The sequence below is a fragment of the Cupriavidus oxalaticus genome, from assembly GCF_004768545.1.
Lineage (GTDB): Bacteria > Pseudomonadota > Gammaproteobacteria > Burkholderiales > Burkholderiaceae > Cupriavidus > Cupriavidus oxalaticus_A.
Window position 1 is genome coordinate 791580 of the sequence record NZ_CP038636.1, and the last position, 19238, is coordinate 810817.

Below are 19238 nucleotides of genomic sequence, written 5' to 3' on the forward strand. Positions count from 1 at the left end.
TTGCTTCTGTGATCCGGCGCGGGCGCGCGGCCCGCGCCCTGCCGGTCAGGCCGCCATCACCTGCTGCGCCAGTTCGCCGATGCCGGCGGCATCGAGCTTGTAGTGCGCATACAGGTGGGTCGGTGGCGCGATCAGGCTGTACTCGTCGAGAATGCCGTGACGCACCAGCCGCGTACCCGCACCCGCATCAGCCAGCACCTCGGCCACCGCGCCGCCCAGGCCGCCCAGCACGTTGTGCTCCTCGACGGTCATGATTGCCTTGGAGCGCGCTGCCGCACGCAACACTGCCTCGCGGTCGAGCGGCTTGACGGTGGCCATGTCGATCATGCCGACCGAGCGGCCGGCGGCATTCATGCGCTTAGCCGCTTCCAGCGCCGGATGCACCGTCGAGCCGGTCGCGATCAGCGTCAGTTCCTCGCCCTGCAGGTGCTCGATCGCCTTGCCGAACTCAAAGACGGTGCCCTCCTCGTAGACGGCGGGCTCACGGCCACGGCCGATGCGGAAGTAGATCGGCTGCGCATGGTCCTTCGAGGCATTGATCGCCGCGCGCAACTGCGGGCCGTCCGCGGGGGCGACCACGGTCAGGTCCGCGATCGAGCGCATGATGGCCAGGTCCTCGGTCGCATGATGCGAGGTGCCGTAGAACCCCAGCGAGATGCCGGCGTGATGGCCGATCAGGCGCACAGGCAGCGCGCAGTACGCGACGTCCATGCGGATCTGTTCGCAGCACAGCAGCGCCAGGAACGAAGCAAAGGTGGCGACAAAAGGGGTATAGCCGGCAGTGGCCATGCCCGCGGCGGCCGTCACCATGTTTTGCTCGGAAATGCCGAACTGGATATAGCGGTCCGGATGCCGCTGGGCAAAGCGGATCAGCCCGTTGGAGTACTGCAGGTCGGCGGAGCCGGCGAGCACCGGCGCGCCCGCTTCGACCAGGTCGATCAGGCCGTCGGAGAGGTAGCTGAGTCCGGGGGTGATCGCGTTCAGGCCGCGGTACTGCCAGGAGTCCTTGGAGAGTGGCTGGTTCATTGCAATCAGTCCTTTGCGAGAATTTCTTCGATGGCGCGCTGGGCGTCGTTCGGGGCCAGGTAGCCCAGGTGCCAGCCCGGCTCGGTCTCCATGTAGGAAACCCCCTTGCCCTTGACGGTTTTCGCGATCACGCACACGGGGCGCGTGCGCGCGGTGTCGGCCCGCAGCCGCCGCAGCAGCGCGGTCAGCGCGGTCACATCGTGGCCGTCGACCTTGTGCACCTCCCAGCCGAACGCCTCCCACTTGGCGTCGAGCGGCTCGATGCCCATGACCTCGTCGACTGCGCCGTCAAGCTGGTAGCCATTGCGGTCAACGATCGCAATCAGCCTGCCGGTACCATGGTGCGCGGCGGACAGCGCTGCTTCCCATACCTGTCCTTCCTGCATCTCGCCGTCGCCCAGCATCACAAAGGTGGTGAAGTCCTGCCCCGCATGCCGGCCTGCGAGTGCCATGCCCAAGCCCGCGGACAGTGCGTGCCCAATTGACCCCGAGCTGAAATCGATGCCGGGCACCTTGCGCATGTCGGGGTGGTCGCCCAGGGGGCTCCCCAACCGGGTGTAGTCGTCCAGCCATTCTTTGGGGAAGAAGTCGAGATCTGCCAGGATCGGGAACAGCCCCACTGCGGCATGCCCCTTGCCCATCAGGAAGCGGTCGCGCCCAGCCCAGGCGGGCTCGCCGCGGCGCAGATTCATCACGTCGTAGTACAGCGCGGCAAAGGTCTCAGCCGCGGAGAACACCGAGGTGTAGTGGCCGGTCTTGGCGATCTCGATCAGGCGGATCGTCTCCAGGCGCACGAAGGTGGCGCGCTCCTTGAGCATTGCCACCTGTTCGGCGCTGGGCGTAAACGGGTCGGCGGCGGTGCTGACGAGCGCAGGTGCTACAGACTGGTTCATCTCACATCTCCATTTTTATGATGCATCATATATCCTTTAATAGGGCAAAAAATTGGCCTTTGGCAGCCATGGCGGCCGTCAGAGGCTCCCCATGCAGAGGTACTTCACTTCCAGGTAGTCTTCGATGCCCTGGCGCGCCCCTTCGCGCCCGAGCCCGGATTCCTTGATACCGCCGAACGGTGCCACGGCGGTCGAGATCAGGCCTTCATTGATGCCGACCATGCCGCATTCCAGCGCCTCGGCCACGCGCCACACGCGGCGCAGGTCTTGCGTGTAGAAATAGCCGGCCAGCCCGAACGGCGTGTCATTGGCCATCTGCACGACCTGCTCGTCCGAATGAAAGCGCATCAGCGGCGCCACCGGGCCGAAGATCTCGTCGCGGCCCAGCGCCATCTGCGCGCTGACCTCGCCCACCACGGTGGGCGCATAGAAGGCAGAGCCATCCTGCGGCGGCGTTCCGCCCGCCAGCACGCGCGCCCCCAGTCCGACCGCCTCGTCGACCATGCCGTGCACGCGCCGTGCCGCGCCGGCATGGATCAGCGGGCCGATGGTGACGCCAGGCTGGCTGCCGTCGCCCATCCTCAGCCCCGCCACCGCCGCGCACAGCTTCGCGGCAAAGGCATCGTAGACCGCGTCATGGACGAAGATCCGATTGGCGCAGACGCAGGTCTGGCCGGCATTCCGGTACTTCGAGGCCATCGCACCGCGTACCGCGGCATCGATATCGGCATCGTCGAACACGATAAAGGGGGCGTTGCCACCCAGTTCCAGCGACAGCTTCTTGATATTGGACGCCGACTGCTCCATCAGCAGGCGGCCGACGCGCGTGGAGCCGGTGAAGGTCAGCTTGCGCACGGTTTCGTTGCGCGCCAGCACTTCGCCAATGGCCGGTGCGCTGGCGCCGGTGACCACGTTGAACACGCCCGCGGGCACGCCGGCACGCTGCGCCAGTTCCGCCAGCGCCAGCGCGCTCAGCGGTGTTTCCGCGGCCGGCTTGAGCACCACGGTGCAGCCCGCGGCCAGCGCCGGCGCCACCTTGCGCGTGGCCATTGCAATCGGGAAATTCCACGGCGTGAGCGCCGCCACCACGCCCACTGGCTGGCGGATCACCATCAGGCGCCGATCAGGCGATGGCGTGGGAATGCACTCGCCGTAGGTGCGCGTGGCTTCTTCGGCAAACCATTCGACAAAGGACGCGCCGTAGACCACCTCGCCTGCCGCCTCGGCCAGCGGCTTGCCCTGCTCTGCCGTCATCAACGCGGCCAAATCCGCCTCATGCGCGCGGATCAGCTCGTACCAGCGCCGCAGGCATTCGGCACGATGCCTGGCGGTGGTGTTGCGCCACGCGGCCAGGGCGCGCTCGGCCGCGGCGATGGCGCGGCGGGTTTCGTCGGCACCCATATCGGCGACTTCGGCAATGACTGCACCAGTGGCGGGGTTGGTCACGGCGAAGCGGGCACCGTTGTCGGCGTCGCACCATTCGCCGCCGATCAGGCCGCGCGTGCGCAGCAGTTCAGCATCGCGCAGCTTCATGATGCCTCCGCAGCCTGCAGCATCTGCAGCGCGCGCGCGTTGACCGCGCCCATCGCCGCGACCAGGTCGCCGGCGTCCAGTTCGCGCATGAAATTGCGCATATGGGGCGCGGCCAGCGAGAGTTCCGCGGCGTGGCGCAGCTCCTCCACCGTCGCATCGGGCAAACCCAGGTCAGCCAGGCACAATGGCAGGCCGATGCTGCGGTAAAGCGCCTCGACTTCAGTGCGCGCCGCATCGTCGCGCCGCTCCAGTTCCAGCTGCACCAGCAGGCCGTACGCCACCTGCAGGCCGTGCGGCGCGTGTCTGACCCCGCGCAGCGCCGACAGCCCGCGCGTCAGCGCATGGGCAATCGACAAACCGCCGCTCTCGAAGCCGAGGCCCGACATCAGGATGGTGGCCTCCACCACGCGTTCAAACGGGGGCGTCGGCGTGCCGGTGCCGGCGGCGGCCAGCGCATCTTGCGCATCCGCCATCAGCACCGCATGACAGGCACGCGCCAGCGCGGCGGCCGACAGCAACGGACGCGTGCCAAACATATTCCGCCCCGCCCGCGCACGCGCACACTGCTCGGCTTCGAACATCTTCGAGATGGCGTCGCCAATGCCCGCGAGCAACATCGAGGCAGGCGCCTGGGCAATCAGTGCGGTGTCGGCTATCACGCTGCTGGGGCTGTACGGCAGATGCCGCACGGCCAGCAGGCGGTGCGCCTCGTCATACAGCACATAGTTCTTGCTGGTCGGCGCGTCGTTTGACGCAACGGTGGGCACGGTGATCACCGGCACGCCGAAGTGGTCGGCCAGCGCCTTGCCCGCATCGATACTGCGCCCGCCGCCAGCCGCAACCACGAGGTCGGGGCCTGGCTGTCCGGCCTCTGCCGCCAGGCGCGCCACCAGGCCAGGTGTCAGGGCTTCGTCGAAGCTGACGCTGCGCGTCGCCACGCCAGCCTGTTCGCACAGGCGCACCAGCTGTTCCCCTACCATGCCCATCACCATGCGGTCGGCCACCAGCAAGGCATTGCTGCCCAGGCGCGCCGCGTGCTCGCCCAATACTTCGATGGCTCCCGCACCCTGGACATAGCGTCCGGGCGATCCGAATACTGCTTGCACGTTGTCTCCTCTCGCGTTCACCCGGCGCTCGCCGAATTTCGATACATGATATAGGATATATCCTGTCAGGCAAGGAATTTCTTTCGGACTCATCCAACCCGCTTCAGGAGACATAGCTCATGCAGCCACCCGATCTTCAGCCCCGCGCCGCCATCAATGGCCATACCCGCATCATAGTGATCCTCGCCTACCCGACCCACCACGTGCGCACGCCATCGTTTTTCAATGCCTATATGGCCGAGACCGGCACCAACGCGGTCCTCGTGCCCTGGCAGGTCGCGCCGGCACAGCTGGCCGACGCGGTACGCGGCCTGCGCGAGGTTGAGAACCTCGCAGGCCTGATCGTCACGGTGCCGCACAAGCAGGCTATTGCCGGCCTTTGCGATGAACTGGAGGGGATTGCCGCCGACCTGCACGTATGCAACGTGGTGCGGCGCACCGCCGATGGCCGCCTCATTGGCGCCATGTACGACGGCATCGGCTTTGTCGAAGGCATGCGCAACAACCAGATCGACCCGGCGGGCAAGCGCACCCTGCTGCTCGGTGCCGGGGGAGCCGCCACGGCGGTGGCTGCCGCACTCCTCGACGCCAGTGTCGCGCAGTTGACGGTGGCGAACCGTACGCGCGCAAAGGCGGAGGAACTCGCCGCCCTGCTGCGGGCACGCCGGCCCGGTGCCGCGGTTCAGGCCGCCGCCAGCCTGGAAGGCGACTGGGACCTGGTCGTCAACGGCACCTCGCTGGGCCTGAAGCCAGACGACCCGTTGCCGCTCGACCCCGCCCTGCTGCGTCCCGGCACCATCGTCGCCGAGGTCATCATGCAGCCGGTCGAGACCGCCCTGCTGATTGCGGCACGGCAGCGCGGCTGCCGCGTGCATCGTGGCGAGCACATGGTCACTTCGCAGATCAGGCTGCTAGCCGACTTCCTGCTCAGCGCAACCCCCGCGCAGTAGCGCCATCGCCGCAGCGGAAAATCGGCGCCGGCACATCATATATGATATGTCCATGAACCTATGGCTGAGGCAGGACCCATGAAAGAACTTGCACGGGTGGAAAAAGGCAATCTCTCTTCCCGAGTCTACGATCAAATCCGCTCTGCGCTGATGAGCGGCAAGTACGTGCCCGGCGAACGGCTGCGCGTGGCCGATCTCGCGCAGTCGCTTGGCACCAGTTCAACGCCGGTGCGCGAGGCGATTTTCCGACTGGTCAGCGAGCAAGCGCTGACCATGACCGCTGCCACCTCGATCACCGTCCCCGAACTGGATCCCGGCACCGTCGCGGAAATCCAGTTGATGCGCACATTGCTGGAGGGCGCCGCTGCCGAGACCGCGGCGCAGCGCATCACGCCGCAGGAAATCGCCCGGCTGCGCAAGACGCACGAGGCGTTTATCAAGGCCGTGGCGGTCAGCCCGCGCGAGGCCGCAGCGCAGAACCGCAAGTTCCATTTCGAACTGATGGCGGCATCGCGGCTGACCAACCTGTACGCAGTCGTCGAGAGCATGTGGGTACGCATGGGTCCGCTCCTGCACATCTTCCATACTGAACTGCGCGCCAGCCGTGAAAGTTTGAAATCTCACCCTCACTATCGCGTGCTTGACGGACTGGAGCGCCATGACCCGGCCACCGCGTCGCAGGCCATCCGCGATGACATCCAATGGGGGAAGGTTGTCTTGCTTGAATGGATGGCGGCACGCGAAGAGCGGGAAACGGCTTAGTCAATGGGATGGGGCCGCGTCTCTGGCGGCCTCGTTTTGGGTTGGGATCCTTTCTTTGCGATTAATTGCATTTTATGAGGCCGGTGAAGATCGCCATACGTTTGTTGAAGATCGTCATTCGTGCGAGCCACGCTCAACATTCATGCGAGCATGTCATTTTTGCGCTCAGCATCCGTGCGAATGTATGTTTCCCATGCGGAGTAGGGTCCCGGTGAGGCGTTGCCTGAGCTCTCCGAAGCAGTTGATTAAAATTACCAACGTTATAGAGGGCGGATTCAACTGGTCGTCGCAACACCTTTAATCAAGGAGGTGTTTATGGGACGACCAGCGGGGTGGATGCAGAAGTTGACAGGGCGAGAAGCGATGCGTTTGCCAGGTGCGCCGTCACATCGGCGTGAGACCGAACGGCGATTTTGGGCGCAAATCGCGACAGGGATTACAAGTGAGAAGGCTGCAGAGGCGGTTGGCGTGTCGCAGGCAGTAGGCACTCGCTGGTTCCGGCATAGTGGCGGCATGCCACTATTCATGTCGAGCCCCATATCCGGTAGGTACTTGTCGTTCGCGGAACGAGAAGAGATTGGGCAACTTTCGCTGCAAGGCGTCGAAGTACGCGAGCGCGCCACCGGGCGCAAATCCGATAATGATGCGCGTGGGCGTCTCCGCGGTTGTTGCAGCGGTGGCATGCAAGGAAGCGACGCCGAAGGCAACCGCCAGCGCGGTTGCCAACCGCCGCAAGGGTGCGCTGTGTCAGCGTCGCGGATCTTCATCCTTCTACTCTACCGTGGTGCTGGCATTAGCGATTTCGATCAGTTGTTGCACCGGGCGCCTCGGCGAGACGACAGGGGTTTAGGGAGAGAGCTAAATTCAATATATAAGAGAGACATGACGCAAATGGACTCAACACGGCCCCAGTGTCCGCTCTACAAAGGTGGCCTCGAGCGACACGCCGAGAAAGCGCGCGATCTCCACGATTTGCCCGTAAAGCATCCATTGCCCATGATGGATACGACAGCCTCGCTCGCGCGCCGCTGCCAGCAGCGCGGTCTCCGGATCGCGCACGACAGCCTCGCAGACCAGCGTGCCGGGGGCCAGGCGCTCGGCCGGCAACGGCAGCGCATCGTCATCGCGCAGGCCGAGCGACGTGGCATTTACCACCACATCGAACCCGGCCGGGTCATCGCCGCCCGCGTGGATCGCCACATCGGGCAGCGCTGCGCGCAACCGTTCGACCAGTTGCGCCGCCTTCTCCGCGGAGCGGTTGTGGATCACCAGCTCCGCTGGCCGTTCCCGCGCGATGGCGAAGGCCATGGCCTTGCCGGCGCCACCGGCGCCGACCTGCAGGGCGCGCTTGCCCGCCAGCGCGTGGCCGCGCTCGCGCAGGCCGGCGACGAAGCCGTCGCCGTCGAAGTTGCCGCCGACCCAGATGCGCCGGTCACGGTCATAGCGCAGCGCGTTGACCGATCCGACCAGGCGGGCGGTCTCCGTCAGCTCGGCGCACGCCGCCACGACCGCTTCCTTGTGCGGTACGGTCACTACCATGCCGGCCAGGTTCTTCATTGCCGGGAGACTGTCGAGCAGCACGCGCAACTGCTCGGGCGCGACGTGGAACGGCACGCACACGGCGTTCAGGCCCTGGCGCGACACCGAGGCATTGAACAGCTGCGGCGTGCGCACCTGGGTGATGGGGTCGGCGATGATGCCGACCAACCGGGTATTGCCGTCGATCAGCATGTTCAGATGCCCGCCATGCAGGTGTACTTGATCACCAGGTAGTCCTCGATGCCGTAGTGCGAGCCCTCGCGGCCCACGCCCGACTGCTTGACGCCGCCGAACGGCGCCACCTCGTTCGAGATCAGGCCGGTGTTCACGCCGACCATGCCATATTCCAGCCTTTCGGACACGCGCCAGACGCGGCCCAGGTCGCGCGCATAGAAGTAACTGGCCAGCCCGAACTCGGTATCGTTGGCCATGGCCACGACCTCGTCCTCGGTGTCGAAGCGGAACAGCGGCGCCAGCGGGCCGAAGGTTTCCTCGCGCGCGACCAGCATGCCGGGCGCGACATCGGCCAGCACGGTCGGCTGGAAGAACGAATGGCCGAGCGCGTGGCGCTGTCCGCCATGCAGCACGCGCGCGCCCTTGCCGACGGCGTCGGCAATATGCTCCTCCACCTTCGTCACGGCTTTGTCGTCGATCAGCGGTCCGATGCGCACGCCATCCTCCATGCCGTTGCCGACCTTGAGCGCGGCCACGGCGGCCACCAGCTTCTGCGCGAACGCGTCGTACACGCCCGCCTGCACGTAGATGCGGTTGGCGCAGACGCAGGTCTGGCCGGCATTGCGGTACTTCGACACGATCGCGCCTTCCACCGCGGCATCCAGGTCGGCATCGTCGAACACGATGAAGGGCGCGTTGCCGCCCAGCTCCATCGACACCTTCTTGATGGTCGACGCGGTCTGCGCCATCAGCACGCGGCCCACCTCGGTCGAGCCGGTAAAGGTCAGCTTGCGCACCAGCGGGTTGCCGCTCATCTCGCCGCCAATCGCGCTCGCCGAGCCCGTCACCACCGACAGCACGCCGGCCGGGATGCCGGCACGCTCGGCCAGCGCGACCAGCGCCAGCGCGGTCAGCGGGGTCTGCGAGGCAGGCTTGAGCACCATGGTGCAGCCGACCGCCAGCGCCGGGCCGGCCTTGCGCGTGATCATTGCCGCGGGAAAGTTCCACGGCGTGATGGCGGCGCAGACACCGACCGGCTCCTTGGTCACGACGATGCGCTGGTTGGTGGCCGGCGCGGGGATCGTGTCGCCGTAGACGCGCTTGCCTTCTTCAGCAAACCATTCGATGAAGGAGGCCGCATAGGCGATCTCGCCACGCGCCTCGGCATTCGGCTTGCCCTGCTCGGCGGTCATGATGCGCGCCAGGTCTTCCTGGTTGGCCAGGATCAGTTCGAACCACTTGCGCAGCAGCGCCGAACGTTCCCTGGCGGTGCGCGCGCGCCAGGCGGGCAGCGCACGGTTGGCGGCTTCAATGGCCTGGCGGGTCTCGTCGGCGCCCAGTTGCGGCACCTGGCCCACGCGTTCGCCAGTGGCGGGGTTGGTCACGTCAATGCGGCGCTCGCCGTCGATCCAGCGGCCATCGATATTGCACTGCTGCCGCAGCAGCGAGGAATCTTGCAGGTTCAGCATAGTCGGTGTGATGGGTTGAGCCGTATCAGCCGGCCATATAGAGGCCGCCGTTGACGTGCAGCACTTCGCCTGTGATGAAGCTGGCGGCGCCGCTGCACAGGAAAGCGATCGCGCTGGCGACTTCGCGCGGATGGCCCAGTCGCCGCAGCGGCGTCTGTTCCACCGATTCGGCACCGCGCGTGCGCACCAGTTCGGTCGTCATCGGCGTCTCAATGATGCCAGGCGACACCGCATTGACACGGGTACGCGGCCCCAGTTCGCGCGCCAGGCTGCGCGTAAGGCTCAGCAGCGCCCCTTTGGAGGCCGCATAGTGGGCATTGCTGTAGGCCCCGCGGTGCGCCGCCACCGAGGTCAGGTTGACGATGGCGCTGTCTTCGCGCAAGGCGGTCATCGCGCGGCGGACCAGGTAGAAAACGCCGTCCAGGTTGATGCCAAGCGTCTGGCGCCACTGGTCGTCGGTCATCGATGCGACGGGCTGGGCCTGGTACAGGCCAGCGGACGGCACCAGGAAATCGATGCCGCCAAAGCGCTCCACCGCCGTGGCGACGGCGCGCGCGCTGTCGTCCGGGCTGGCAGCATCCATGTGCAGCGTGGCGATGCGGTCCGGGTCACCAAGCGTCTGCGCGAAGCCGGCCAGGCTGTCCGCATCCAGGTCGGTCAGCACCAGGTTGGCGCCGCCGGCATGGAACAGGCGTGCGACCTCGCGGCCGATCCCCCCGTTGGCCCCGGTCAACAGCAGCGTGCGCGATGCAAAGTCAGACATGCGGTGTCTCCGTGCGGTCAGTTCGATTCAGATATGCAGAGCGCGGCCGTAGGCGGCGAGCACGGCCTCGTGCATCGCCTCGGACAGGGTCGGGTGCGGCAGCACGGCGGACATCAGTTCGGCCTCGGTGGTCTCCAGGGCCTGCGCAATGCCGTAGCCCTGGATCATCTCGGTCACCTCGTCGCCCACCATGTGGGCGCCCAGCAGCTCGCCGCTGCCTTCGTCGAACACCACCTTGGCCAGCCCGGCCGTCGCGCCCATCGCGATGGCCTTACCGTTGGCCGAGAACGGGAACCTGCCGACACGCACGCGGTGGCCCCCCGCGATCGCCTGCGCTTCGGTCAGGCCGACGCTGGCCACCTGCGGATGGCTGTAGGTGCACGCCGGGATCCGGCGCGGGTCGAGCGGGTGCGGCTGCAGGCCGGCGATGTTCTCGACGCAAATCACGCCTTCGTGGCTGGCCTTGTGCGCCAGCCACGGCGGGCCGGCCACGTCGCCGATGGCGTAGACGCCCGGCTCACCGGTACGGCCGAATGCATCCGTGACGATATGCGTGCGCTCCACCCGGACCCCGGTGCCTTTCAGGCCGAGCTCTTCGACATTGCCGACGATGCCGGCCGCGACCAGCACCACATCGGTCTCAAACTGCGTGGATGCGCCGCCGGCCAGCGTCACCGTCCACCCGGACGCACCGCGTTGGGCCCCTTCCAGGCGCGTGCCGGCGTGGATGGCGATACCGTCGCGCCGGAGCTGGCTCGCCACCTGCGCGGCAATCTCCTCATCCTCCGTCGGCAGGATGCGCTCGGCCATCTCGACCAGCGTGACCTGCACGCCCACCGCGTGATAGAAGCTCGCGAACTCGACGCCGATCGCCCCCGCGCCCACGATCAGCATGCGGCGCGGGATCGCCGGTGGCGCCAGCGCCTCGCGGTAGCTCCAGACGGTGCTGCCGTCGACCGGCAATTGCGGCAGCGGCCGCGCGCGGGCGCCGGTGGCGAGCACGATATGGCCGGCGCCGACGGTGCTGGCTTGGCCGTCGGCCCCGCGCACCTGCAACCGGCCCTGGCCCGCCAGCCGTCCATGGCCATTGAGCACGGTGATGCCATGCTTCTTCATCAGGTGCGCCACGCCCTTGTTGAGCTGCGCCGCGACCGCGCGCGAACGCGCCACCATGGCCGGGACGTCCGCCCGGGGCTCGGCCACCGTGACGCCATAGGCCGCGGCTTCCCTCACCAGGCGCAGCACGTCGGCCGAGCGCAGCAGCGCCTTGGTCGGGATGCAGCCCCAGTTCAGGCAGATGCCGCCGAGCGCGGCCTTCTCGATCACGGCGGTGCGCATACCCAGTTGCGCAGCGCGGATGGCGGCCACGTAGCCGCCGGGCCCGCCGCCGACAATGGCCAGGTCGAACGAAGATGTCATCGCGCCCCCTTCAGACCAGCATCGCCAGCGGGTTTTCCAGCAGGCGCCGGAACGCAGCCAGCCACTTCGCCGCCAGCGCGCCGTCGATGGCGCGATGGTCGACCGACAGCGTGCAGCGCATGACCTGGGCCACCTCGACCTGGCCGTCGCGCACCACCGGCACCGGCTGCGTGGCCCCCACCGCCAGGATGGCCGCCTGCGGCGGATTGATGATGGCGGAAAACTCGGCCACGCCATGCATGCCAAGGTTGCTGACGCTGAAGCTGCCGCCCTGGTACTCGTCCGGGCGCAGCTGGCCCGCGCGCGCCCGCGCCGCCAGTTCGGCGATCTCTGCGCTGATCACCGACAGCGGCTTGCTGTCGGCCGCGCGTACGATGGGCGTGATCAGGCCAGTGTCGGTGGACACGGCCACGGCGATATCGGCACTGCGGAACTGGCGCATCGCGGTGTCGGTCCATGCCACATTGGCTTCCGGCACCTCGCGCAGCGCCACGGCCACCGCGCGCACCACGAAGTCATTGACGGAGATCTTGCGCGCGGCGCCGGCGTTGATCTCGGCGCGCAGCGCCAGCAGCCGGTCCATCCGGCAATCCACCGACAGGTAGAAATGCGGGATGGTGGACTTGCTTTCCGCCAGCCGGCGCGCAATGGTCCGCCGCATATTGCTGTGCGGAATCTCGATGAAGTCTTCGGTGCCGGCATCCCGCACCGGCGCCGGGGTTGCGATGGGGGTTGCGGTGGAAGTCGCGGTAGGCGCCTCAGCCCGGGCCGCCTCCACGTCGCGCCTGACGATCCGCCCGTTCGGGCCGCTGCCCGCCAGCGTGGCGAGATCGAGGCCGCGTTGCGCGGCCAGCCGCCGTGCCAGCGGGCTGGAAAAGATGCGCACCGGGACTCCGGCCGGCGCGGCGGCGGGTTCTGCAACGGCGGCCGCGACGGCCGCCTCCGGAACCGGCATCGGCGACTGCGACCCAGGCACCGCGATGCCGCCGGACGTAGCGATCAGCGCATCGATATCCGCGTGTGTCTCGCCATTGACCAGCAGCACGCCGATCGGCGCGCCGACCTCCACCTCCTGGCCGGCGCGGACCAGCATCCGGCCGAGCGTGCCGGCGGTGTCGGCATTGAGTTCGACGATCGCCTTGTCGGTCTCGATCTCGGCAATGCAGTCGCCCACGGCAATCTTGTCGCCTTCCTGGCGGGTCCAGGCCTGCAGGGTGGCGTGGGTGGCATTGGCGGCCACCTCGGGCATGCGCAGCAGGACGGCCATCAGGCATCTCCCCTGGCAAACAGGTCGGGACGATAGCCGGCGATGTCCGTGTACTGGACGATCTCCAGCACATTGCCCTCCGGATCCCGGCAGAAGGCCAGGTAGGTGCCGGGGCGGACTTCGACGCGGCGCGGACCGGTCATGCATTCCACGCCCTGCGCTACCAGCGCATCGACCACGGCCTGGATATCGTCGACGATGAAGGTCAGGTACGACGCATTGGCCTTGTCCAGGATATACGCCGTCGCCGGCTCGGCGGCGGGCGGCCGCTGCGGCGCCAGCAGCTTGATGCGCTCGCCATACGGGGTCTGCAGGCGCACGACGGTATAGCCCTGCGCATGCATCGCGGCCTGCACCGACTTCTCCGCCGGCACCACCACCTCGCTGACGAAGGTGAAGCCCAGCACGTCTTCGTAGAAGCGGCGCATGCGGGGCAGGTCCCGGACCGCGATGCCGACTTCGAGTGGTACCACCATGTTCAGCTTCATTTCCATGACTCCCCGGTTCAGGCCTGGCCCTTCTCGCGCATCACATGGCGCAGGCCGTCGATGACTTCTTCGGTGCGCGCCGCCGCCGCCCGCTCAAGCACCTTGGAGATGCTCGGCGCCGCTTCCGCGCCGGTGACGCGCTGCACGGGCTGGTCCAGCCAGTCGAAGCAGCGCCGCTGGAGTTCGTCGGCAAGCCAGGCGCCGTAGGAGGTCCCGCGCGCACCCTGCTCCACGATCAGCACATTGTTGGTCTTGCGGATGCTGGCTTCAATGGTTTCCCAGTCCAGGCTGGCGCGGTCGAGCCAGCGCAGGTCGATCACCTCGGCATCCACGCCGGTCTTCTCCACGGCTTCCAGCGCGTGGCCGACCATCGACAGGTAGGTGATGACCGTGACCTCGCTGCCTTGGCGCCGCACTGCGGCCTTGCCCAGCGGCAGGCAGTAGTCAAGGTCGTCCACCGGGCCGAGCGCGGAACTGTTGTACAGGTCCACATGCTCGATCACCAGCACCGGGTCCTTGCAGGCCAGCGCGGTATTCATCAGCCCCACGTAGTCGAACGGGTTCGAAGGCGCCACGATGCGCCAGCCCGGATTGGTCGCGAAGATGCCGGCCGGGTCCATTGAATGCTGGGAGCCGTAGCCGGTGCCCATTGCCACCTTGGTGCGCAGCACCAGCGGCACGTCGCTGTCGCCGCCGAACATGTGGCGGGCCTTGCCGATCTGGTTGAAGACCTGGTCGGCGGCCACCCACATGAAATCGGGGTACATGAACTCCACCACCGGCTTGAAGCGGCCGTCCAGCGCCACGCCGCCGCCCAGACCGACAAAGGCGTTCTCACTGATCGGCGTGCCGAGCACGCGCTCGGGGAAGCGGTCGCGCAGCCCGCGCGTGGCGCCATTGGTGCCGCCCTTGAGCCGGTGGACATCCTCGCCCATCACCACGACCGTGGGGTCGGTTTCCATGCGCCGGCCCATCACGTCGGCCACCACGTCGACGAACTTGCGCGTGTCGAGCATGCCGGTGAAGCTCTCCTGCTCTTCATAGCGCAGCCCTTCCAGCTCCTTCAGCTCGCTGCGGATGCCCACGTCGCGGAAGTCCGGGCTCGGCCACAGTTCCGGGCGGATGATGCGCTTGCCCGGCTTGCCGGACGGGTCGGGCTGCGTCAGCGCCGCCATGGCGGCCTGCATGGCTGCCCTGACGCGCTCGCGCAGGGCCTGCACCTGCTCCGCCGTGACCAGGCCGCGCGCCTGCATGCGGTGCGCCAGCAGCTCGAGCGGGTCGCGCGCGCGCCACTGCTGTTCTTCTTCCTTGCTGCGATAGCCGAACGCGCTGCCCGGGAACGGGCCGTTCTGGTGGAAGAAGCGATACACGTCCGCCTCGATCACGGCCGGGCCGTGGCCGGCGCGCATATGGGCCAGCGCCTGCTGCATCGCCAGGTGCACGGCCAGCGGGTCCATGCCGTCGACCTTCCAGCTGCGGATGCCAAACCCCAGCCCGCGCGCCGACAGGCGCGGCTCGGCGGTCGATTCCGCCACGGTGGTGGAGACCGCGTAGCCGTTGTTCTCGATGAAGAAGCACAACGGCAGCTTCCATGCGGCGGCCAGGTTCATCGTCTCCAGCACCGAGCCGATATTGACCGCGCCGTCGCCGAAGTAGGCCACGGCCACCGCGTCGGTGCCGGCATGCTTGTGCGCCCAGGCCGCGCCCGCCGCCAGCGGCACGCCGCCGCCGACGATGGCGTTGGTGCCTAGCGCGCCGGCCTCGGCCCATTGCAGGTGCATCGAGCCGCCGCGGCCCTTGCAGAAGCCCTGCGCCAGCCCGAGGATCTCCGCCAGCGTGCGCTGCAGCAGCGTCTGCACGGGGGCGGAGAATGGCGCGTCCGGATCCAGCCCCTGCGGCGCCAGGTAGCCGAGGGCCTTGGAAAGGAACTGGTGGTGGCCGCGGTGCGAGCCGTTGACCTGGTCGACACCGGTCAGGCCCACGATAGAGCCCGCCGCGCCGCCCTCCTGCCCGATGCTGGAGTGCGCCGGCCCGTGGACCAGGCCCTCGGCGGCCAGCTCCAGCACGGCTTCTTCAAAGCCGCGGATCAGGTGCATGTGGGTCAGCATGGTGCCCAGCAGGCCGGGGGCCGCGTTGGCCCAGTCTTCCTCCGTGGTGCGCAACTCGACCCAGTCGGCGCCGGGTTGCAGGGCGATGCATTCAGACATGGAATAGTCCTTGGTTCAGGATGTTCGGATCGTGCGAGTCGTGCGAGTCGGGGCCGCCCGGGCTCAGAAGCCGTCGGCCGTCCAGCCGCCATCGGAGACCAGCGCGTGGCCGGTGATGAACGCGGCCGCGTCCGACGCCAGGAACAGCGCGACCTCGGCCATCTCCTCCGGCGTGCCGAAGCGGCGCAGCGGCGTGCGCGCCATCAGCGCCTCGGCGTCCAGCGCGCGGCGCTCGATCAGCGTGTCGGTCAGCGCGGTGCGCGTATAGCCCGGACAGACGGCATTGACGCGGATATTGTGCTGCGCCCATTCGGCCGCGAGCGACTTGGTCAGCGACACCACGCCGGCCTTAGCCGCGCAGTAGGCCAGCCGGTTGGCGGACGACACCATGCCCCACATCGACGCCGTGCTCAGGATCACGCCGCCGTTCTGGCGGATCATGCGGCGCGCGGCGGCCTGAGTGCAGTAGAAGACGCCGGAGAGGTCGATATCGATGGTGCGGCGCCACTCGGCCGGCGTCAGTGCGATCGACGGCTTGTTCATCGAGATGCCTGCGTTGTTGAGCAGGATGTCGATGCGGCCGAAGCGCGCCTCGGCCTCTGCGCACGCGCGCTCGACCGCCTCGTCGTCGGTGATCGATGCCTGCACGGTCAGCACCTGCACGCCGGGGAAGGCCGCCTCGAGCTCGTTCCGGGTGGCGGCCAGCCCTTCGGCATCCAGGTCCAGCAGCACCAGCCGCGCGCCGTGGCGCGCGAAGCCGTGGGCCATGGCGCGGCCGATGCCGCTGGCGCCGCCGGTGTTGAGCACCACCTTGCCCTCCAGGCCCGGGTAGCGGGCCGGGGCAAACGCTTGCGCATCGGGAAATCCGGTAAGGGAAGGAGCGTTCATACCGCGAGCCAGTCCTTGAGTAGTTGGGGGTTGGAGGTCAGTTGTTCGGGGGTGCCTTCAAACACGATGCGGCCGTGGCCCATCACGCAGACGCGGCTCGACACCTTGAGCGCGATGGCAAGCTTCTGCTCCACCAGCACCACCGAGACGCCGCGCCGGTGGATGTCGCGGACGGCTTCGCCGACCACGGCGACGATCTTGGGTGCCAGGCCTTCGGTGGGCTCGTCGATCAGCATCACCAGCGGGTTGCCCAGCAGCGAGCGGCACATCGTCAGCATCTGCTGCTCGCCGCCGGACAGGCTGCCGGCCTTGGTATTGCGGCGTTCCTTCAGGCGCGGGAAGTAGTCGAACATCTGCGCCACGGTCCACTGCGGCGCGCCCTCTGGCGCGCGCTGCTCGCCCATGCGCAGGTTCTCGTCGACGGTCAGGTTGGCAAACACCTCGCGCTCTTCGGGCACGTAGGCAATGCCGCTGCGGCAGATGGCATACGAGCGTGCGCCAGCCAGGTCGCGGCCGCGCAGGCGGATGTGTCCGGCCGACGGCGGCACCAGCCCCATGATCGCCTTGAGCGTGGTCGAGCGGCCGGCGCCGTTGCGGCCGAGCAGGCTCACGACCTCGCCCTGGCCGACCTGGAAGTCCACGCCATGCAGGATGTGGCTTTTGCCGTAGTGCGCGTGCAGCTTTTCCACCGACAGCAGCGGTGCGGGGTTCATACGCTGACCTCCTCGCCCAGGTAGGCTTCCTTCACGCGGGCGTTGTTGCGGATTTCGTCGGGCGTGCCGGTGGCGACGATCTCGCCGTAGACCAGCACGCTGATGCGGTCGCTGAGCGAGAACACCACGTCCATGTCGTGTTCCACGATCATCAGCGTGCGGCCCCGCGTGACCTCGCGGATCAGCCCCGCGGTGTAGCTGGTTTCCTCGTGCGACATGCCGGCCATGGGCTCGTCGAGCATGATCACCTGCGGATCGGACGCCAGCGTCATGGCGATCTCCAGCGAGCGCTGCTCCGAGTACGACAGCTCCCCGGCAATCACCTGCGCGCGGCGCGCGAGCCGCAACTGCTCCAGCAGGTGCGCGGCCTCCTCATTGACCGCGCGCGCCTTGTGGGCAAACTTCCACAGCGTGTACTGGAGGCCATGCCGGCGCATCAGCGCCAGGCGCAGGTTCTCGAACACGGTCAGGCCGGCGAAGATATTGGTGATCTGGAACGAACGGGCCAGGCCACGGCGGTTGATGTCCTGCGGCGAGAGGCCATGGATCGGTTTGCCGCCGAGCAGGATCTCGCCGCGCGTGAGCGGCAGGCGCCCGGAGATCAGGTGGAACAGCGTGGACTTGCCGGCGCCGTTGGGGCCGATCAGCGCATGGCGCTCGCCCGGCACGATATCCAGGTCGACACCGCGGATGATGTCGACGTCGCCGAACGACTTGCGCAGCCCGCGCAGCGACAGGATGGGGGATGCGGTCATGCGGGGTTCCTCCCGGCCTCGATGGCATCGCCGGCGGCGATGTCCGTGGTGTCAGCGTCCTCGCGCAGCCGCTGCCAGCGCTGGCTGGCACGGTGCGCCAGCAGTGCGCCCGCGCCGACCAGCACGGCGGGCGGCAGCCACGTCAGCGGCGACAGCGGCGCCCATTCGCGGCCGAACAGCGGGATCGGCGGCCAGCCCGCGCCACCATTGAGCGCGGCCAGCGCGCGATAGTCCTGCGAGAAGAAGCGCTGCAGCAGTTCGACGCCGAACACGGTGCCGCCCGCCAGCAGCAGCGTGGCGGCGACGAACGCGACGGCGATCGGCAGCAGGCGGCGCGCGCCATAAATCTTGCTGCCCGCAACCCACCAGGTCAGCAGGCCCGAGATGCCGGCCGGCATGAACAGCATCACCAGCACGAACACGATGCCCTGGTACAGCAGCCACGAGCGCGTCAGGTCGGACACCGCATAGCCGAAGAAGGTCATCAGCGCCGCGCCGAGCGCCGGCCCCAGGAAGACCTTGACGCCGCCGATATAGCTGTTGAGCACCACCGCCGCGGAGACGCCGGCGTCGAACACGACGTAGTTGGCGGCCTCCATGTTGATGGCCTGCAGGCCGCCGGCAATGCCCGAGAACATCGTGGAAATGGCGAACACCAGCACGCCGAGCCGATGGATGTCGTAGCCGAGGAAGCGCAGCCGGTTGGCGTTCTCGCGCAGGCCCAGCGTCAGGCGGCCGACCGGCGTCAGCGTGTACAGGTAGAGCAGCGCCAGCGACAGCAGCACCCAGGCCAGCGTCAGGTAGTAGACCTGGTTGCTGTCGCCGAAGGTCAGGCCCCAGGCCGGCATGCGCATGGTGGAGATGCCGGCTTCGCCGCCGAACCAGCTCTTGATATGCGGCGCCAGCGCATGCAGCAGCTCGGCCAGTGCCAGCGTGATCATGGCGAAGTAGACGCCGGTGCGCTTGGTGGCAAACCACCCGGCGACCAGGCCGATGGCAAGCCCGGCCGCGCCGCCTGCCAGCGGCAGCAGCGGCGTGGGCAGCAGGCCGTTGCCGCCCACGACGTTCATGGCGTGGACCGTGGCAAATGCACCCACGCCAAAGTACGCGGCATGGCCGAACGAGAGCATGCCGCCCTGTCCGCTGAGCAGATTGAAGGCCATCGCGAACAGCACCGCGATCAGCATCTGGATGGTGGCGTTGACCAGCGACGGCGACAGCACCGCGGGGGCGGCGACCAGCGCGGCAATGGCGAGCGCCAGCAGGATCGTGCGGGAATGACGCAT

Annotated in this window: 17 protein-coding genes and 1 pseudogene; 3 read left to right on the forward strand and 15 right to left on the reverse strand. The window is 67.8% G+C overall.

Annotated elements, in window-relative coordinates; genetic code table 11:
- Nucleotides 1-45 precede the first annotated feature (45 nt).
- The 4 genes from E0W60_RS31715 to E0W60_RS31730 all read right to left on the reverse strand — a co-directional run bounded on the left by E0W60_RS31715 (nucleotide 46) and on the right by E0W60_RS31730 (nucleotide 4558).
- Nucleotides 46-1026, reverse strand: coding sequence for a transketolase family protein (locus E0W60_RS31715; RefSeq protein ID WP_135706812.1), 981 nt, complete (start codon nucleotides 1024-1026; stop codon nucleotides 46-48).
- A gap of 5 nt (nucleotides 1027-1031) precedes the next feature.
- Nucleotides 1032-1844: a transketolase gene (locus E0W60_RS31720; protein ID WP_431189932.1), complete on the reverse strand. Its 813-nt coding sequence runs from the start codon at nucleotides 1842-1844 to the stop codon at nucleotides 1032-1034.
- Between the two features lie 153 nt (nucleotides 1845-1997).
- Nucleotides 1998-3452: an NAD-dependent succinate-semialdehyde dehydrogenase gene (locus E0W60_RS31725; protein WP_135706814.1), complete on the reverse strand. Its 1455-nt coding sequence runs from the start codon at nucleotides 3450-3452 to the stop codon at nucleotides 1998-2000.
- Complete coding sequence (locus tag E0W60_RS31730; protein WP_135706815.1) at nucleotides 3449-4558, reverse strand: glycerol dehydrogenase; 1110 nt, start codon at nucleotides 4556-4558, stop codon at nucleotides 3449-3451. The genes E0W60_RS31725 and E0W60_RS31730 overlap by 4 nt, the downstream gene beginning before the upstream one ends.
- A 119-nt stretch (nucleotides 4559-4677) precedes the next feature.
- Here E0W60_RS31730 and E0W60_RS31735 point away from each other — a divergent pair, with 119 nt between their 5' ends.
- From E0W60_RS31735 to E0W60_RS37815, 3 genes and pseudogenes are all read left to right on the forward strand, one after another.
- A complete protein-coding gene (locus tag E0W60_RS31735) occupies nucleotides 4678-5508 on the forward strand; it encodes a shikimate dehydrogenase family protein (protein WP_135706816.1) in 831 nt (276 codons plus the stop codon).
- 78 nt (nucleotides 5509-5586) lie between these two features.
- The gene (locus E0W60_RS31740; RefSeq protein WP_135706817.1) at nucleotides 5587-6270 is read left to right on the forward strand and encodes a GntR family transcriptional regulator; all 684 of its coding nucleotides are present in this window, start codon (nucleotides 5587-5589) and stop codon (nucleotides 6268-6270) included.
- A 336-nt stretch (nucleotides 6271-6606) separates the two neighbouring features.
- Nucleotides 6607-7013: pseudogene (locus E0W60_RS37815) on the forward strand (IS30 family transposase); the annotation flags it as partial.
- Nucleotides 7014-7167: 154 nt separating this feature from the next.
- Here the strand turns inward: E0W60_RS37815 and E0W60_RS31750 are convergent.
- The 11 genes from E0W60_RS31750 to E0W60_RS31800 all read right to left on the reverse strand — a co-directional run bounded on the left by E0W60_RS31750 (nucleotide 7168) and on the right by E0W60_RS31800 (nucleotide 19238).
- Nucleotides 7168-8001, reverse strand: a complete 834-nt coding sequence (locus tag E0W60_RS31750) for a shikimate dehydrogenase family protein (RefSeq protein ID WP_135706818.1) — start codon at nucleotides 7999-8001, stop codon at nucleotides 7168-7170.
- 2 nt (nucleotides 8002-8003) lie between these two features.
- Nucleotides 8004-9452, reverse strand: a complete 1449-nt coding sequence (gabD, locus tag E0W60_RS31755) for an NADP-dependent succinate-semialdehyde dehydrogenase (protein ID WP_135706819.1) — start codon at nucleotides 9450-9452, stop codon at nucleotides 8004-8006.
- 25 nt (nucleotides 9453-9477) lie between these two features.
- Nucleotides 9478-10215: an SDR family NAD(P)-dependent oxidoreductase gene (locus E0W60_RS31760; protein WP_135706820.1), complete on the reverse strand. Its 738-nt coding sequence runs from the start codon at nucleotides 10213-10215 to the stop codon at nucleotides 9478-9480.
- A gap of 27 nt (nucleotides 10216-10242) precedes the next feature.
- A complete protein-coding gene (gene lpdA, locus E0W60_RS31765) occupies nucleotides 10243-11634 on the reverse strand; it encodes a dihydrolipoyl dehydrogenase (RefSeq protein WP_135706821.1) in 1392 nt (463 codons plus the stop codon).
- A gap of 10 nt (nucleotides 11635-11644) precedes the next feature.
- The gene (locus E0W60_RS31770; protein WP_135706822.1) at nucleotides 11645-12901 is read right to left on the reverse strand and encodes a pyruvate dehydrogenase complex dihydrolipoamide acetyltransferase; all 1257 of its coding nucleotides are present in this window, start codon (nucleotides 12899-12901) and stop codon (nucleotides 11645-11647) included.
- A complete protein-coding gene (locus E0W60_RS31775; RefSeq protein WP_135706823.1) occupies nucleotides 12901-13389 on the reverse strand; it encodes a VOC family protein in 489 nt (162 codons plus the stop codon). The genes E0W60_RS31770 and E0W60_RS31775 overlap by 1 nt, the downstream gene beginning before the upstream one ends.
- Nucleotides 13390-13406: 17 nt before the next feature.
- Nucleotides 13407-15596 (reverse strand): alpha-ketoacid dehydrogenase subunit alpha/beta, encoded by a 2190-nt coding sequence (locus E0W60_RS31780; protein ID WP_135706824.1) that lies wholly within the window; start codon nucleotides 15594-15596, stop codon nucleotides 13407-13409.
- A gap of 63 nt (nucleotides 15597-15659) precedes the next feature.
- Entirely contained in the window at nucleotides 15660-16484 is an 825-nt protein-coding gene (locus E0W60_RS31785) for an SDR family NAD(P)-dependent oxidoreductase (RefSeq protein WP_135706825.1), read from the reverse strand.
- Nucleotides 16481-17197, reverse strand: coding sequence for an ABC transporter ATP-binding protein (locus E0W60_RS31790; RefSeq protein ID WP_135706826.1), 717 nt, complete (start codon nucleotides 17195-17197; stop codon nucleotides 16481-16483). Before E0W60_RS31790 ends, E0W60_RS31785 begins: the two co-directional genes overlap by 4 nt.
- Nucleotides 17194-17952: an ABC transporter ATP-binding protein gene (locus E0W60_RS31795; RefSeq protein ID WP_135706827.1), complete on the reverse strand. Its 759-nt coding sequence runs from the start codon at nucleotides 17950-17952 to the stop codon at nucleotides 17194-17196. The genes E0W60_RS31790 and E0W60_RS31795 overlap by 4 nt, the downstream gene beginning before the upstream one ends.
- On the reverse strand, nucleotides 17949-19238 hold the full coding sequence (locus E0W60_RS31800; RefSeq protein ID WP_135706828.1) for a branched-chain amino acid ABC transporter permease: 1290 nt from the start codon (nucleotides 19236-19238) through the stop codon (nucleotides 17949-17951). Before E0W60_RS31800 ends, E0W60_RS31795 begins: the two co-directional genes overlap by 4 nt.

What these genes read in the sequence shown, in the direction of transcription:
- E0W60_RS31715 (WP_135706812.1), bottom strand. Translation starts at nt 1,026, where the DNA reads ATGAACCAGCCACTCTCCAAGGACTCCTGGCAGTACCGCGGCCTGAAC.
- E0W60_RS31720 (WP_431189932.1), bottom strand. Translation starts at nt 1,844, where the DNA reads ATGCTCAAGGAGCGCGCCACCTTCGTGCGCCTGGAGACGATCCGCCTG.
- E0W60_RS31725 (WP_135706814.1), bottom strand. Translation starts at nt 3,452, where the DNA reads ATGAAGCTGCGCGATGCTGAACTGCTGCGCACGCGCGGCCTGATCGGC.
- E0W60_RS31735 (WP_135706816.1), top strand. Translation starts at nt 4,678, where the DNA reads ATGCAGCCACCCGATCTTCAGCCCCGCGCCGCCATCAATGGCCATACC.
- E0W60_RS31740 (WP_135706817.1), top strand. Translation starts at nt 5,587, where the DNA reads ATGAAAGAACTTGCACGGGTGGAAAAAGGCAATCTCTCTTCCCGAGTC.
- E0W60_RS31750 (WP_135706818.1), bottom strand. Translation starts at nt 8,001, where the DNA reads ATGCTGATCGACGGCAATACCCGGTTGGTCGGCATCATCGCCGACCCC.
- gabD (WP_135706819.1), bottom strand. Translation starts at nt 9,452, where the DNA reads ATGCTGAACCTGCAAGATTCCTCGCTGCTGCGGCAGCAGTGCAATATC.
- E0W60_RS31760 (WP_135706820.1), bottom strand. Translation starts at nt 10,215, where the DNA reads ATGTCTGACTTTGCATCGCGCACGCTGCTGTTGACCGGGGCCAACGGG.
- lpdA (WP_135706821.1), bottom strand. Translation starts at nt 11,634, where the DNA reads ATGACATCTTCGTTCGACCTGGCCATTGTCGGCGGCGGGCCCGGCGGC.
- E0W60_RS31770 (WP_135706822.1), bottom strand. Translation starts at nt 12,901, where the DNA reads ATGGCCGTCCTGCTGCGCATGCCCGAGGTGGCCGCCAATGCCACCCAC.
- E0W60_RS31775 (WP_135706823.1), bottom strand. Translation starts at nt 13,389, where the DNA reads ATGAAGCTGAACATGGTGGTACCACTCGAAGTCGGCATCGCGGTCCGG.
- E0W60_RS31780 (WP_135706824.1), bottom strand. Translation starts at nt 15,596, where the DNA reads ATGTCTGAATGCATCGCCCTGCAACCCGGCGCCGACTGGGTCGAGTTG.
- E0W60_RS31785 (WP_135706825.1), bottom strand. Translation starts at nt 16,484, where the DNA reads ATGAACGCTCCTTCCCTTACCGGATTTCCCGATGCGCAAGCGTTTGCC.
- E0W60_RS31790 (WP_135706826.1), bottom strand. Translation starts at nt 17,197, where the DNA reads ATGAACCCCGCACCGCTGCTGTCGGTGGAAAAGCTGCACGCGCACTAC.
- E0W60_RS31795 (WP_135706827.1), bottom strand. Translation starts at nt 17,952, where the DNA reads ATGACCGCATCCCCCATCCTGTCGCTGCGCGGGCTGCGCAAGTCGTTC.
- E0W60_RS31800 (WP_135706828.1), bottom strand. Translation starts at nt 19,238, where the DNA reads ATGCGTCATTCCCGCACGATCCTGCTGGCGCTCGCCATTGCCGCGCTG.